We start from the raw sequence: 14,488 nt of genomic DNA on the forward strand, positions 1-14,488 counted from the left end.
TAGAATAATAGATGTGAATAATTACTATGATTGAGTTTTTCAAAGTTAATGAAGAAGCTGGCGTATTTAAAACGGTGTTGCCTCCGTTTAATAACAAAGACTGGTCTAAAATTCTTCCCAATCAAGGTTTTACCTGGATTCATAATCCCCAGGTTGAATTGTCCGGTCAGCTGGATTCCCTGTTATCCAATGCCATCTTTAATACTTCTGATCTTGAGTTGAAATATACAATTCATCGCCTGGAACTCGATATCTCAATCTCAACGATTGACTTCTTGCGTTATACTGAATCAATTTTTTCACACGGAATCGATTTTGTTCTTAGTGACAAGCATCAACCTGCGGGTTTCAGCTTATATTCCATTCCTGAATTTAGATGGGCAGAAGTAATGCTCCAGAATCAAATCATATTTGCGTTTCATAGACCGGCCGCCGGTGAACCTTCCCTGCTCTCTTCCCCATCAGAAGAATCTTTGAACTCAGTGATTGATCGATTAACTCAAGAATAACAAGATACTCCTTGCTAGGATCGGATTCATGATCAAACGGTACAACAACCTGAGCCTGGCGATTGCCATTCCCGGGCTCATCATCCAGATTGCGGGACGTTTTCTGATCGACAGCGGACAGGAGGCTCTCGGCTTAGTGATGACACTTGGCGGAACCGTGATGCTGCTGTTCGGCTTCGCGTATTATGCGAAAGCCAAAGGGCGCAGCCCTCTGTGGTGCCTGGCTGGTTTTCTCTCATTGATCGGGCTGATTATCCTGGCACTGCTGAAAGATCACTCGGGTGTGAATGAGGTGTAGAGAGTCTTGACGGAGTGTCTCTGTCTCTGCGTGCGGTCGAGAAAAAGTTCATTGAGTGCCAGCTGGCGGCAGTGACGCGATGAACTCGTCGAAGATGCGGCGGTACTCTTCCGGTTGAGGATCGTTATGCCCTGCTCCCGGGATGACAATAAACCGTTTCGGCCCCCCAGCTGCGTCGAAGAGTTTCCGTCCCAGTTCGATCGGGATCAACTGATCTTTGTCGCCATGACTTTGCAGCAAGGGTCCCGAATAGTTCCCGATCTTTCCGGCTGAATTCAATCGCTGCGTCATATTCAGACTCGGAAATATCCAGGGGACATGATACGCCGCCGCGTCAGGTAGTGACGAGAAAGTGCTGGCCAGAACCAGCCCCCGCGCACCGTCCTCTGCTGCCAGATCGACGGCGACCGCTCCCCCTAAGGAACGCCCCATGAGCACGATCTCGGTTTCCTCAACGCCGGCACGCGAGGCCAGCCAGGCACGAGCCGCCCGTGCATCCTGCAAAATCCCGCGTTCGCTCGGCTTACCTTCACTCTTGCCGTATCCCCGGTAATCAAACGTCATGACGGCAAGACCATGTCGTTCCTGCAGGATCTTTAACGTTTCGCCACGACTGACGATGTTTCCCGCATTGCCGTGACAGAACAGCGCCACCGCACGCGGTTTCGGATGTCCCAGATACCAGCCATGCAGCCGCGTCCCGTCCTCTGCTTCGAACCAGGCATCTTCGAAAGGGAGATTCTCTGGAAGCGAATCTGGTTCAGGAAATGGCCGAGGCTGATAAACCAGCGCACGTTCAACGGGAACCAGAGGCGACAGCGGCCCCAGAGAGGCACAGCCCGCCAGCAGGAAAAGCAGCCCCCATAGATATCGCGAGGATCGGCGCATGATCATCTCCAGGAAAATGAAGCGACGGAGAGTACGCGATCTGCAGCCGTTAAGTCAATGTCGATCCTGGTAGATGAGATTGGGAATAGGGGGGAGCCGACATGTTTTTTGTCCCCTATGTTTTCTCATCATTTCAGAACTTATCACACTGAATTCCCTTAGCCCGTAACTACTTACCGGCAGGAACCTCGATGTTCAATGTTTCATCCTGCGATTGAAACTGCTGCTTGAGTTTGAAATCAGCAAACAGAGTTTTGCCCTGGAGGAACGTTTCTCCCCCATCTTCGGACTTGTAAGGAACGCCATCAAAGCCAGTCACACTCAGGTGATAGTCGCCAGCGGCGACCCCTTTTCCCGGCGCTGTTTCGAAATGTCCGTCCTTGATCGTCGCATAACTTCCCAGCCCGCTGTTATTCGTGGAGGAATCGGGAGTGATAATGATCTCCCCTTCAGGGACCGGCTTGCCTGCATAGGTAACCGTGCCAGACAGGGTGTAGCGTTGCGGCCCTTCCACCTGCCCGCTACAGCCTGCGACAGTCAGTACAATCAGAACAGACATCAGTCTGATTCCATTCCAGCAGATTACCAGCATGTTGCCACCTTTGGAAACGGCGATTTCAAACGGTTTATTACCTGAATAGGAAACGGGGGATCTTGCGCCTCAGGATCGGGAGACGTGTTCGTTAAACAGAACGTGGTCTAAAATTCTCCGATCACGCGTCCGTCCGCACGTTGTGCCAGATCGAAGTACGTATTCAGATCGACATTTTCGCTGACGAAGCGAACCGCTCCATCTCCTAACGTGAAGTGACATCCACCGACATGAAAACTGCCAAACAGCCGCGACTGTTGATTGATCGTATCGTGGTCTCCGCCATGACCTGTCACAGAGTTGATGGGTAACTGCGCGCCCGCCAGAACATTCGGTGCACCGGAAGATCCCAGTCGTCCGCCTGAAGCCCAGCCGATGTGAACCCCGTCACTCCGACCAGTGGGCGTTAATGCGTATTTGGTTTCTCCGACCAGAAAAGTATTAGAGGTTCCGTCGATCACATCGCGCATCCGGGTATTGGAATTGTGGAACAGCATCCCATTGACATAAAACGCGCGCTGCCCGCTTACGGTGGAACAGGAGGGGGCTGCCGTGGAAGCACCGCCGCCCTGCACTCCCACATAATTCAGGTTATTGACGCCGGAACCGGAATTGGGGTCAGAAGGACACTGATACTTTTTATTGCTCTTTTGAAAAATCGCATCGTTCTCAGTTCCGCCCGGCAGATTTGAGGTTGTTGTGAACAACGCTTCAAAATTCAACTTGTTATACAGGTTGGCATCTTCCAGAAACGGGAGAACCTGCACTGTCCAGGGAGCGCGGGAATCCATGGCGCTGGACTGACACCAGGTCCCCGAATAGGAGAAGCCGGGGCGAGTCGCAATGGTTCCGGGAGGAAAGACGCGATGCGTATCATGGTAATTATGCAGCGCGAGCCCCAGCTGTTTCATATTATTTTTGCAGGTACTGCGACGCGCCGCTTCCCGCGCCTGCTGGACCGCCGGCAACAGCAGGGCAATCAAAATCGCGATGATCGAAATCACAACAAGCAGTTCAATTAAAGTAAACCCGTTTTTTCTCTGCCGCGCTCTCAACCACATCTGAAATCCTCCATTTTATTAAACGCTTATAAGGAGACCTAACGTCAGCCGATATCAGGAACTGCCAATATTGACTGAACGCGAGAATAAATAACGCTGATAAATACAACACCTCGAAATAATGTCTTAAGCCTGGGCTGTCGATACGTCGGTTATCGAACTTCATTCCAGAGAAATTCCAGTCGCACCAATTCCGGATTTTTCTGATTTCCCGACGACATCCGATAGGTAATCACATTGAATAATGTCTGATCATTTTTCTGCTGAAAATAAGGCACCGCATAATATCCGTCCTTCATCGTGATTCCGGGGGCAGGGTCCAGCACGACGTGGCGTTCCACATCGAACGTATCAGGATCAATGCGAAACAGTGCCAGTTCCATTGGACCACCGCGTGCATTTCGCCCGAGCAGGTACAACCGCTCGTTTCGTATGAACAACCTTGGACGCCCGATATGTGAGGCGATCGTCTTACAGTCCGTTGTCAGGTCACGTTGTTTGATTAATTTAAAGTCCCGATCGACCCGATGCAGGCGAACCCGGTTGTCGTATCCCCGTGTTGCGATCAAAAACCCGTCCCCGTCGACAATCATCGAACTTTCATTCAGATTCAGATCGCCGAATTCCCGACTGAGATTCCGCACGTGTTTCCAGCTCTGCCCCTGATCGTCCGATGAGATCACGGAAACCTGACCATAGATCCGCTTCCCCTGCTCATCATACGCACTCTTGCGCGCAGTCAGTTCAGGAAAATCCATCGCCAGCATGTAGACAGTGTCTCCGACCACGGCACTCTCAAAGATATAACCATACTCCACACCATCAATCGGACCGAGCTTTTGCATCGGCGAGAAAGTCTTCCCACCGTCGTCACTCATGGTCCAGTAGACGCCGGTACGATGATTCCGTTTGCGAGCCTTAACCACTTTCTGGACGTCAACAAAATTACCGATTCTTCCCTGGGGGAATTGAACCCATTCGCCCATTTGAAAGATCAGCGGCTGCTGTTCTCCAATGATCTTGCGCTGCGTGACCTGAGCGGTCTCTGTATTGAAGCGAATCATTTCCAGCACTGCACCAGGGTCGCTCGCATGACTGCGTCCCCGTTTATAGGAAATGAGTAGCTCCTGTGGACTCAGTTGTAGAACAGCTGGAAAGGCCAGATAGGCCATCTGTTTGTCATTAGTGAATTGATCCGGGTTTAATATCACCTGCTCATGTTTGTAAGCAGGTCGTTCCGGTTTCGGATCTGCGTACACGGCGGCAGTGGCCGAAAACAGCATCAGCGTCGACAGAATCAGTATGTGTCTCATCATTGGATTCCCGTTATCTGGATTTACCTTGATCGTCCTTACCTTCGTTCGATTCCAGATCTGTTTCTATGGAAGCTCGTATCACACGGTCGGCAGAGCGGAGGATATGTAGACGCATCCGGGCTTCTGCCTCGTCAGCCTGTTTGGTTTTTAATAATTCAATGATCGCGCGATGATCGTCCAGCGCCTGCTGTTTATGAAAGGCGAACTGTTCGTTCGTCAGTTCACGCCGACTGCGCCGTCTTGAAAGTACGTAAAACACATAGAAGCACTCACGGAGCAGACTTTTCAATGTCCGCTCAAATCGATCGTTGCGGCTTGCTTCTGCAAGTGCTTCGTGAAACTTCACATCCAGCGAACTCCATTTCTGGAAATCATCCCCCTCCAGAATCTCCTGCATCCCATCGCAGATGATCTCCAGCCGCAACAGATCGGCCTCGGTAATATGCATCGCAGCGGAACGAACACAGCCCCCCTCAATGACAGCACGATAGTCAAAGAGCTGTCGAAGTTCATCGACCGTGTACCGTCGCAGCCGCACACTCTCCCCTTTGCGGCCTCCTTCGAGCGCCCCCTGCGCAACAAGACTGGAAAGTGTCTCACGCATCGGGATCCGACTGACACCCAGTCGATCTGCCAGATTACGCTCAACCAGACTGCTGCCGGTCTCGAACTCGCCGGAAAAAATCAGCTGCGACAGCTTTTCATAAACATCACTTTCTCCCATGCGCCCATTCCCTGTTTTAGAACATGAAATAATGAACCATCATAATTACCACATGGTATACCATGTGTCAACACTCAATACCATCAATCGAAACCCATTTCAACCTAACACGTTATCTCTATATTTATCAAACACTTACAAACCAACAGACCACATTATCTGCGGATAATCGCCGAATCTGTTTCCTTGCCCGGGATCGATATCCAGGGAAACAAAGAGAGGATCGGGAGCAGAAATCTTGCCCGTACATGACAGCTCCAGCCTGTTTTGAGCCGGAGTAGATGTCTGATGAGACATGGTTAACGACATACGGCAGATGTTGGAAGCATGCAGTTCCCTCCTTCATTGCCAGCGATACTGAGTGTGCCTACGGAACTGATTTTCGAAGTGTGTTTTACATGTCGGGAGGGGCGGCCTGGAGATGAAGAGAATAAAGGATAAGCAGTAATTCCATTGTTTAGAGACACTCATCCTGATAGATTCAGAAAGAGTCAAAAGTCGGTCTATCCGTTGTTAGACAAAGTAACATTCCCACCATTCCTGCGGTATCGTGATGAGAATCATCAAGTTCATTTTTCTGGCCGCTCTCTCCCTGCTGATCCTCCTGCTGGGGATGCCCAATGTCGAGCAAGGCCGCCTGGAATATCGCAACCGGTATGCCTTCCATCTGGCGCAACTAATCAAGACTGGAGAACTCCCTCCTGATACCGTCGATCCGTGGGACCATGCATTCGAAATTGAACACACGCCGTCCGATGAGATGGTCGTCACTTCCCATGGCGCAAACGGAACTTCACCAGCCGACGGTTATGATGCGGATGACATTTCCACTTCCATGTCCCATCCGCCTCACAAGAAAACAATGACTCGCAAACAGAGACAGTTTTTCGCTGCGTTTGCTTTGTCACTCTGTCCGTGGCTGATCGCGTGGATATTTCGTGTGAGATCAAAGAGGATGGGAATTCATATTGGATAAACGCGGATTTCACTTCTCACAGAATTGAATACATCAGGTCAGCAGCAGCAGACGCTCACGGATGCCACAGTGCTTTGCCTTTGTATTTTGTGCCGATGGGGTAGCGGTGGTCGGGGACTGCCGCTGTTTTCATGATCTCTGCGATCCGCTGGACGACTTCGGGATGTTGGTCGGCGACGTCCTGGGATTCGCTCAGATCCTGGTCTAAATTGTAGAGAGCGATCTCACCCTGCTGGCCGTGGCGGATGCCTTTCCAGTGGTTCCAGCGTACCGCCTGATCGTAGCGGGCCCGGCAGTGACCGTAGTCCCAATAAAGATACTCGTGTTTGACTTTGAGAGGCTCCCCCCGCAAGGCCGACAGCACCGAGATGCCATCGAGATTCGCGGGGACCCTGGCGCCCGTCAGTTCAGCAAAGGTGGGCAGCATGTCCTGGAAGGCGATGACTTCGTCGCTCACTTTGCCTGCGGGAATCGTGCCGGGCCAGTTCGCGATGAACGGAACACGAATTCCCCCTTCGGTGAGATCCCGTTTAAAACCGCGCAACGGGCCGTTCGTCTGCAATTGCGCGGGCACACCTCTATGACCGCCATTATCGCTGGTAAAAATGATCAGCGTCCGCTCGCGCAGCTGGAGCTCATTCACCAGCGACATGATCCGTCCTACATCGCGGTCGAGCCTGTGAATCATCGCCGCATATTTTTTCGATTTCTCGTCCCAGTCCCGGTCTGAATATGGTTCCATGTCCGGCACCGCCAGACCGTGCGGGTCTTCTGCTTTCGCGGAAAAGTGAGGCAGCGTATAAGCCGCATACAGGAAGAAGGGCTGGGCGGCGGAATCGCGAATAAACTGCAGCGCGCGGTCGGTCAACAGATCGTGGCTGTATTGCTGGCGGGTTTTGGTATTCCCCTTCAGTTCCAGACGGCCCTCATTGTCGTCCAGATACTCGGTAAAGTAATAGTGCGCGTGGTCCTGATTCAGATAGCCGAACCACATGTCGAACCCCTGATTCGTCGCCCGACCGACCGTGCCTGCATCACCCAGCGACCATTTCCCCACGCCACCACAGCGGTAACCTGACTTCTGCAGGACCTCGGCGATGGTCACATCGCTTTCCTGCAGATAGGTCGCGTAATGGGGGATGTTGTCCCGCGCGGGAGTGTGCCCGTTGTGGAGTCCCGTCAGCAGTACGGCCCGCGAAGCCGTGCAGACAGAACCACCGGCATAAGCCTGGGTGAACCGCGTTCCCTGAGCGGCTAACTGATCGATGTGAGGCGTTTTCATCAGCTTCTGACCGTAACAACCCAGGTCGCCGTAACCCAGATCGTCGGCCATGATGAAAATAATATTGGGTCGATCCGCTTCCGCGGCCTGCACCGACACAGGCAGACAGACAAGGCAGACAATCAGCCAGATCACTCGTGAACCTGAAATCAAATGCAGTCCGTTTCCGATTTCACTTACTGAATTTCTTCGCGCTGGTGTCGACATCTGCTTCCCATTCCTTCAAGGACTGACTCATTGACTTCACGATTTCCGGCTGTTCCGCTGCCCGGTTATGCTGCTCGCCGAGATCGGTTTCCAGGTGATAGAGTTCGCTGCGATTATTTTTTAGACAGAGTTTCCATTGCCCGCGACGGACAGCACGATTGTTTCCCATCCGCCAGAAGAGGTCACGGTCTGCCAGTGTGTGCCCTGGTTGCCAGAGTGGTGACAGGTCGAGACCGTCGGTCTGAAAGTCAGCCGCTGAAATCCCTGCTGTCTGCGCCAGGGTAGGTAGCAGGTCTACTGAATGCGCGGTCTGGTCGGTTACTCTGGCGGTGATGACTCCCGGCCAGGAAATCAGACAGGGGACACGATGTCCGCCTTCATACAGTGTTGCTTTCTGCCCGCGCAAAGGACCGTTACTGGAGATGTTTTGAAAGTTTTTTCCATAGTTGAGATAGCCGCCATTGTCCGAGGTGAAAATCACCAGCGTGTTCTTCTCCAGATCCAGCCGCCGCAGGGCAGACAGAATTTCCCCCACGCTCTGATCGAGCGACTCGATCATGGCTCTGGTATGAGGACTGACATGCTTGGGGTCGGGAATGATGCCCCATTTGTCAGCGTGGTAATCCTGTCCTGCTTTGCGGTGCGGCGGATCTTGTGGCCCCTGCCAGGGGAAATGAATCGCCAGGTGAGGCACGTAGAGAAAAAAGGGACGCGTGCGATTGGCTTCCATAAATGCCACACTGTATTTGCTCAACAGATCGGCGGTGTAACCTTGCTCCATATTGAGTTCGTTATTGAGCCACCAGTCCTCGTTCCCGGAACGATCAACGTGCGTGTGATGGTCGCCGTCTCCCGAAGTCAGGCCACGAAACAGATCGAAGCCCTGATTGGTGGGTAGCCAGGGGGGCTGGTATCCCAGATGCCACTTACCAAAGCAGGCGGTCGCGTACCCCTGTTGCTTGAGCAGTTCCGCCATCGTCACCGCCTGATGCGGCAGTCCGATATCGTGATTGGATTTCCCTGACAGAGCCGACTCGAACTGCGGCCCGAAACGCTGCTGGTACTGCCCTGTCAACATCGCGGCCCGGGTGGGCGTACACATTGCACCGGCAGAATGAAAATCAGTGAATTTCAGCGCGGACGCAGCGAGCCGATCAATGTTAGGCGTTTTAACCTGTTTATTTCCGTAGCAGGCCAGATCCCCATACCCAAGATCGTCCGCCATGATCAGGACAATGTTCGGCGGTTGCTGCGCTGCCCCTGCAGCAGAGAAACAGATCAGCAGGCAGGAAACGGCAATGAACAAAGCAAACAGAACGGAACGCATGAGGGCTGGTGCTTCCATCAAAAGAGAACGCGGGTTTTAGAATCAGTTCTCTTTACTATAGCTGGTAGAAGCAGTCGAGCACAAATGAAAAGATATGATCGTGTTATTCCGGTCGTTCCCGCCGCAGCTTTCCGATCAACATGAAGGACATCAGAATAATTGCCAGTGCCAGAACCCCCATGCCGATGGTGCGTATCTGCAGCAGTTCGCTTCTCATGTCCCGGTTCGATTCCTGCTTTCTTTTCCAGCCTTCTATTTTCTCCTCGGCGGCCCAGATCTCCTCCATCGCTTCATCGTACGGCCGCTTGCGATTGTTTCTGATAAAATAATCGCGATTACGACTGTTGATCTCATCGACAAGAGATTTCTTTTGCGCATCGAGTTCTTCGTTATGCCATTCATTACTGAGCATGGAATACTGTGCGTATCCGATTGCTGAAATCCCAGCCAGATACAGGACGATAATGATAGACCAGCCCAGTTTTCTCAGGTCATGCTGATACTCCAGGGCTTCCGCTTCTAAACGTGCTGTCGGATTCTGATTTGAATCTATGGACTGAGGAACTCCCTGATTTAAAATCGGGATTTCCACGCCTGCCTGAACTGTTTTCTCTGGGCGTTCCGGTTCCACTTGACCTGAATTCATGACGCGTCCCGCTGTGCTGGTTGATCTCGTGTCGGTCAGTCTTGGAAGCACACTGATTAATCAGCCTGCGCGTGTGTTTCCAATTGAACCCCAGCATACGGAGACAGGTATTCCCTCTCAAGCATGAACGGGAGAGAGCTTAAGGTCGATCGATGACGATAAACAGACAGAGCGTTAGCCAGGAATCCCGGAACTCAGCCGATAAACCATATCCCAGAGCCTGTCGATCTCACCATGCTCAATAACCTCGACCGGCTTTCGAGATTGAAACGCTTCATTGGGAGTATAAAACCAATCCCCCAGACAATCCGGGTTCACCACTTCACTCAATGCCTGGCACAGTCGCTTCACTTCAATATAGTTACGCTGAAGTTTTTCTACTTTCTCTTTATTAGACTCGACCTTGGCGATTGCTCGCACAGAAACATTGACCAGACGGGAAAACTTGTCTCTGGGTAGACCCAACATATGACGCAGCTCGAGTTTGTTTTCATCTTGAAACACGATGACTCGAATGCCAAATAGTCCGGGTATATTATAGTATTGTTTTTTTGGTGCTTTTTTTGATCTGGTAGCCATTACATCACCTCTCAAACTGCTCATACGACTTTAAAACAATTATATCGATACCATCGAACCCGGCAAGCACTTTTGCATGCATTTTTGCACACTCATGGCCAGTCTGAGGGATGAGGTGGTAAATCATCTTCTGCGATCAGCTTGATATAACTGGGAGTGACGATGGAATCAGGATAAATGACAACGTTTTGTCCCTGGCGATCCCGGGCAGACGGCACGAGCAATCCCTGAAAACCCGATAGATATGCTCCACGACCAATGGCCTGTGTCCATGACTCCTCTCCCTGGTCCTGAATCGCTTGCCAATCTTCTTCCAGTAACTCAGTGAGTGAAAATCCAAGTTTGCGGCGAACCGAAGAGTCTGTCAGATCTAAAAGAGACTTCACTTTAAATTCGAACCCCGCTATGACACGCGGGCGAATACTCTGTTTATCAAATCCAAATTTGTTAAACGTCTGGTAACTCTCGCTGACCGCAGTTTGCACGCTAAGAGAACCATAGATTGCTCTCAAGCTCTGAGGGTTCCATCTTCCTCCGAAGTAACTGGCACCATTACCTGAAATGAGATCCGCTTTATTCGCATATTTCACCCCAGCCGAACGAAAAGCGATCTCTTTTTTCGTAATCGCAAGAGGACGTATTTTTTCAATACGATCAAATAAATCCTGTACCCCGGGTGCTTCTTCAGGCAAGGTTGTCTGTCTCCCTGTAAAACCGGTTTCACGGTACTGACAGATTTGAGCTCAGTTCTGGACTCACACTGATTATTCGGCCTGCTTTTGTATTTCCAATTGAACCCCAGCATGCGAAGACAGGTATGCAAGCACAAGCATGAACGGGAGAGAGCTTAAGGTCGATCGACGTATCGCGCCCCGTAGTAGAGATTGAGCAGGCGATATTTCTCTTCGGATTCCTGGTAGTCGGATTTTAAACGTTCCCAGGCTGCTTCGAGTTTTTTTGAAATGGTGAAAGCTCCGTCCGCCGCGGCGAGCTTTGTCTCTTCATGCTTCTTTCGGGGCATGACACACTCAAGTCCTGCATTCAAGTAACGCATCCGATCGTAAAACTGACTGGCATCGTATGACTCATAGAAGGGAAGAAGGGGGACTGACTGCGCCTGAAAGAGCAGGCTGACGTCCACATCAATCCGCTCGCGGGGCGTTTCTGCCGTCGGTTGTTCCGGTAAGCAAATCAGGGGGACTACGACGGCATCCGGTGCGGACACATTCAACACATCCAGTTTGTAGATACTGTCATGTCCTTCACTGGCATGGAGAATGATGCAGGTGGAACCCCAGATAACGAGTGCACAGAACAGTCGCTGCATGAAAGAACTCCTTTCAAATTGTTTCTGATCAGTTGAATTGATTAGACTGTGTCCAGTTTTACTGTAGCGTCTCCAATGCCATTTGGGACGAGTATATTAGATTGAATGACGCTATGGTTAAATGTGATGCGCTCTGGAATTCGCTTGAAGAAACGATCAGGGTCCATCTGCCATCAGCCACTGCAGCTCCAGCCGCGGGCGGGGCCACAGGAGACTGGGATCTGTTTTTTCTGAGGGACAGACCACCGGCGTAAACGGAAGCGACTGACTGAGAAAGACTTGTGCTGGTTCACGGACCTGTGTTTGATCCAGCTTCAGATCTGTCAGCTCGATGAGATCAAACACATCCTCAGACGAGGCCAGAGGCGCGATGACCGGCTTTAAAACGGGCGTCTCAAAAGAATCCATTTCGTAAACGCTTTGTGAAACATCCTCTGCGAACAGAGATGAACATGCACAGCAGAAAACGACTGTCTGCAACGGTTTGAGCATTATGAGCCTCCTGTGATCATCGGGCTTTAATGAAGAACGCAGTTCAGAGCCGTGATGTAACAGAAAACCCGATTCCAGTCGAGACCATTTGTACCTTATTTCACCGGTACAGAAATCAACGCGCCGCCAGACAGCGGGAGCTGGTTTTGTTTTTGCGACAGACGCCGATCGTATGCTGCAGAACTGCTGATCTCGCGACGTAATGCCGACCAGGCCCGGGGACAGCGATATTGAAAATCGGGATCATAGCCTGAAGAGTTGCGGACTTGAGATGTCTGTCGGGAGGCTGGAAAGGTAAAGGTCTTCACGGGTAGATTGTGGCTCTCATTCCCGGATCGCGGATATTTCTCCCGGTTGCTGTTCTTTGTCACAACGGGCTGATCCATTACTTTCAACTCCAAAATTTGGATCGAATTTTTTTGTGACTTTGGTTTCACCCCTTGCCTGATGACTTCGTCTGCTACAAGAGCGGGTGTGACGTAACTGAAAACCATGAGAATTGCGAAGAGTCGGACGATCATCATCTATCTCCTGTGAAACGTTCCTCTACGAACAGACACCAGTTTTTCAAGCTCGAGTATAGCAGCAAATCGGGAGGCAGTCGAGAAGAATCGATCAAGGCTCAATAGATGAGTGAGTTGTATCGGCTCTTGAGTTTCGTACAAAGGTGCGAATGTAGCGAGGAGGGTATCGCGACTTACACATTCAATCCAGATCAGAGTAACCTGTTTAAAATCTCAGAGAATGAGGCACGCTCCAGAGACAGACACAGAAAGCACTGCCACTTCCTGTTGCCTGCGGCAATCCCGAATTACATTCGGGACCACCCACGAAACGTCAGCAGAATCAAAATCGAAGATCAATGAAAAATCTTTGATCTCCAATCAGCTGATCTCAATAGATGGGCCAGATGCCGGGAGTCGCGAGTTCGAGGACATGATTGTCGGGATCGCGGAAGTAAAGGCTCTCTCCGCCGCGCGGCCAGCTGACCCGACTTTCGATTTCCACTCCTGCGGCTACCAGTCGTTCTTCCCATTTTTCAAAGTCGTCGCGTTCGATCGCGAAAGCGAAATGGACGGGGCCGTCTCCGTCGTGCGGGGGAATCACTCCCCCTTCCAGATGAGCGGCAGTGTGCGTTGCCCCCCGTTTGAAAATCAGGAACACACTGCGGTCGCCGGCGTTCATGGCACAAAACCGCTGGTCTTCTGCCATGATTTCAAATTCGAACAACTGCTGATAAAAGTCGATGGCAACCTGCAGATCATCAACGTAAATTGCTGTTTCCAGCACACCGTGTACTTTCACGACTCTCTCTCCTGATCAGGCTGCCTGGCCTGGTGTTTCCAGTTGTTCTTCTGCTGCTGCTGCGTACTGCAGGATATCCCCCGGCTGGCATTCCAGGAATTCACAGATCTTTTCCAGCGTCGCAAAGCGAATCCCTTTGACTTTTCCCGATTTCAACAGAGACAGATTCTGTTCGGTTATCCCGACGTGCTTCGCGAGATCGCGCGAAGTTACTTTGCGGCGGGCCAGCATCACATCCAGGGTAATACAGATTTGCATGATATTGTAATCTACTTTCCGAAGCGGTTTCGTTCTCTGGTTTCACTATAGCGGAATGTTTCAGATTCGACCAGCGGTTAAATGATCTGGGCATGTTCTTCTGCGATCAGACTGGCCCGCTTTAACAGGCTCGCCAGTAGAAAGATCAGGCCGCCAACTCCCGCCAGGATGAACTGATTCGAACCGAGACTGATCGCCAGCATTCTCTGACCCGGTGGATTATGCATCGTCAGTAACACACTCAGAATCGCACCACAGACGGGGGATAAGATTGCCGTCCCCATCAGACCAAGGGCAAAGCGTTTGAGCAGGCGGCTGTTTTGCGCGCCCAGATAATCTTCGGCACAACAGGCCTTGAGAAAACGACGTAAGGCAAACAGTCCCCAGTACGCAGGCGCTAACAGCAGAAGCGTGATGACGACCATTCCTACTTTCGTCGAAACCGGCAGCGGAAAGAGAATCGCTTTCACGGGGATCATCCCGTTTTGTGCCGCAATCAGGTCGGCACAAAACCAGACCCAGAGCAGAACTGCGGGTAACAGCCAGAGTGACAACGCACACCCGTAATACAGAATACGACAAACGACAGCAGTACGATCTTTTCGAGCCATCTCAGGAATCCTTTCCAAAAGGTTTTAATGTAAGACGGCGAACTTTTATCGTTTTACGATAAACAGTGCAATCCCAGTTTTGAGCGATTA

Annotated in this window: 19 protein-coding genes; 3 read left to right on the top strand and 16 right to left on the bottom strand. The window is 51.3% G+C overall.

What is annotated here, in order from left to right:
• The first annotated feature begins 26 nt into the window (after positions 1 to 26).
• Both ACN0YN_RS13460 and ACN0YN_RS13465 read left to right on the top strand, forming a co-directional pair.
• The gene (locus tag ACN0YN_RS13460) at positions 27 to 509 is read left to right on the top strand and encodes a hypothetical protein (protein ID WP_417385538.1); all 483 of its coding nucleotides are present in this window, start codon (positions 27 to 29) and stop codon (positions 507 to 509) included.
• Between the two features lie 28 nt (positions 510 to 537).
• Positions 538 to 807, top strand: coding sequence for a hypothetical protein (locus tag ACN0YN_RS13465; protein WP_417385539.1), 270 nt, complete (start codon positions 538 to 540; stop codon positions 805 to 807).
• Positions 808 to 855: 48 nt separating this feature from the next.
• Here the strand turns inward: ACN0YN_RS13465 and ACN0YN_RS13470 are convergent, their stop codons facing one another.
• From ACN0YN_RS13470 to ACN0YN_RS13490, 5 genes are all read right to left on the bottom strand, one after another.
• Positions 856 to 1,695, bottom strand: a complete 840-nt coding sequence (locus ACN0YN_RS13470) for an alpha/beta hydrolase (RefSeq protein ID WP_417385540.1) — start codon at positions 1,693 to 1,695, stop codon at positions 856 to 858.
• A gap of 169 nt (positions 1,696 to 1,864) precedes the next feature.
• Positions 1,865 to 2,254, bottom strand: coding sequence for a hypothetical protein (locus tag ACN0YN_RS13475; protein WP_417385541.1), 390 nt, complete (start codon positions 2,252 to 2,254; stop codon positions 1,865 to 1,867).
• A gap of 140 nt (positions 2,255 to 2,394) precedes the next feature.
• Positions 2,395 to 3,348 carry a DUF1559 domain-containing protein gene (locus tag ACN0YN_RS13480; protein ID WP_417385542.1) on the bottom strand — a complete coding sequence of 318 codons (954 nt, stop codon included), beginning with the start codon at positions 3,346 to 3,348 and terminating at the stop codon, positions 2,395 to 2,397.
• Between the two features lie 152 nt (positions 3,349 to 3,500).
• Entirely contained in the window at positions 3,501 to 4,664 is a 1,164-nt protein-coding gene (locus tag ACN0YN_RS13485; protein WP_417385543.1) for an exo-alpha-sialidase, read from the bottom strand.
• 10 nt (positions 4,665 to 4,674) lie between these two features.
• Entirely contained in the window at positions 4,675 to 5,388 is a 714-nt protein-coding gene (locus ACN0YN_RS13490) for a GntR family transcriptional regulator (RefSeq protein ID WP_417385544.1), read from the bottom strand.
• Positions 5,389 to 5,941: 553 nt separating this feature from the next.
• On the opposite strand from ACN0YN_RS13490, the gene ACN0YN_RS13495 reads away from it, so the two are divergent.
• Complete coding sequence (locus ACN0YN_RS13495) at positions 5,942 to 6,364, top strand: hypothetical protein (RefSeq protein ID WP_417385545.1); 423 nt, start codon at positions 5,942 to 5,944, stop codon at positions 6,362 to 6,364.
• Positions 6,365 to 6,419: 55 nt separating this feature from the next.
• On the opposite strand, the gene ACN0YN_RS13500 is transcribed toward ACN0YN_RS13495, so the two are convergent.
• The 11 genes from ACN0YN_RS13500 to ACN0YN_RS13550 form a co-directional block, all read right to left on the bottom strand.
• Positions 6,420 to 7,853: an arylsulfatase gene (locus tag ACN0YN_RS13500; protein WP_417385546.1), complete on the bottom strand. Its 1,434-nt coding sequence runs from the start codon at positions 7,851 to 7,853 to the stop codon at positions 6,420 to 6,422.
• On the bottom strand, positions 7,819 to 9,180 hold the full coding sequence (locus tag ACN0YN_RS13505; protein ID WP_417385547.1) for a sulfatase: 1,362 nt from the start codon (positions 9,178 to 9,180) through the stop codon (positions 7,819 to 7,821). Before ACN0YN_RS13505 ends, ACN0YN_RS13500 begins: the two co-directional genes overlap by 35 nt.
• 103 nt (positions 9,181 to 9,283) lie before the next feature.
• The gene (locus tag ACN0YN_RS13510) at positions 9,284 to 9,826 is read right to left on the bottom strand and encodes a hypothetical protein (RefSeq protein ID WP_417385548.1); all 543 of its coding nucleotides are present in this window, start codon (positions 9,824 to 9,826) and stop codon (positions 9,284 to 9,286) included.
• Between the two features lie 174 nt (positions 9,827 to 10,000).
• Positions 10,001 to 10,405, bottom strand: a complete 405-nt coding sequence (locus ACN0YN_RS13515; RefSeq protein WP_154900811.1) for a hypothetical protein — start codon at positions 10,403 to 10,405, stop codon at positions 10,001 to 10,003.
• Between the two features lie 92 nt (positions 10,406 to 10,497).
• Positions 10,498 to 11,097, bottom strand: a complete 600-nt coding sequence (locus tag ACN0YN_RS13520; RefSeq protein WP_417385549.1) for an RES family NAD+ phosphorylase — start codon at positions 11,095 to 11,097, stop codon at positions 10,498 to 10,500.
• A 155-nt stretch (positions 11,098 to 11,252) separates the two neighbouring features.
• A complete protein-coding gene (locus ACN0YN_RS13525) occupies positions 11,253 to 11,732 on the bottom strand; it encodes a hypothetical protein (RefSeq protein ID WP_417385550.1) in 480 nt (159 codons plus the stop codon).
• A 156-nt stretch (positions 11,733 to 11,888) separates the two neighbouring features.
• On the bottom strand, positions 11,889 to 12,224 hold the full coding sequence (locus ACN0YN_RS13530) for a hypothetical protein (RefSeq protein WP_417385551.1): 336 nt from the start codon (positions 12,222 to 12,224) through the stop codon (positions 11,889 to 11,891).
• A 95-nt stretch (positions 12,225 to 12,319) separates the two neighbouring features.
• Positions 12,320 to 12,748: a hypothetical protein gene (locus ACN0YN_RS13535; protein WP_417385552.1), complete on the bottom strand. Its 429-nt coding sequence runs from the start codon at positions 12,746 to 12,748 to the stop codon at positions 12,320 to 12,322.
• A gap of 370 nt (positions 12,749 to 13,118) precedes the next feature.
• Complete coding sequence (locus ACN0YN_RS13540; RefSeq protein ID WP_417385553.1) at positions 13,119 to 13,529, bottom strand: VOC family protein; 411 nt, start codon at positions 13,527 to 13,529, stop codon at positions 13,119 to 13,121.
• A 15-nt stretch (positions 13,530 to 13,544) separates the two neighbouring features.
• Positions 13,545 to 13,787: a helix-turn-helix domain-containing protein gene (locus tag ACN0YN_RS13545; protein ID WP_417385554.1), complete on the bottom strand. Its 243-nt coding sequence runs from the start codon at positions 13,785 to 13,787 to the stop codon at positions 13,545 to 13,547.
• Between the two features lie 77 nt (positions 13,788 to 13,864).
• Entirely contained in the window at positions 13,865 to 14,398 is a 534-nt protein-coding gene (locus ACN0YN_RS13550; RefSeq protein WP_417385555.1) for a DUF2975 domain-containing protein, read from the bottom strand.
• Positions 14,399 to 14,488: the final 90 nt, after the last annotated feature.

It is taken from the genome of Gimesia sp., assembly GCF_048260065.1.
Lineage (GTDB): Bacteria > Planctomycetota > Planctomycetia > Planctomycetales > Planctomycetaceae > Gimesia.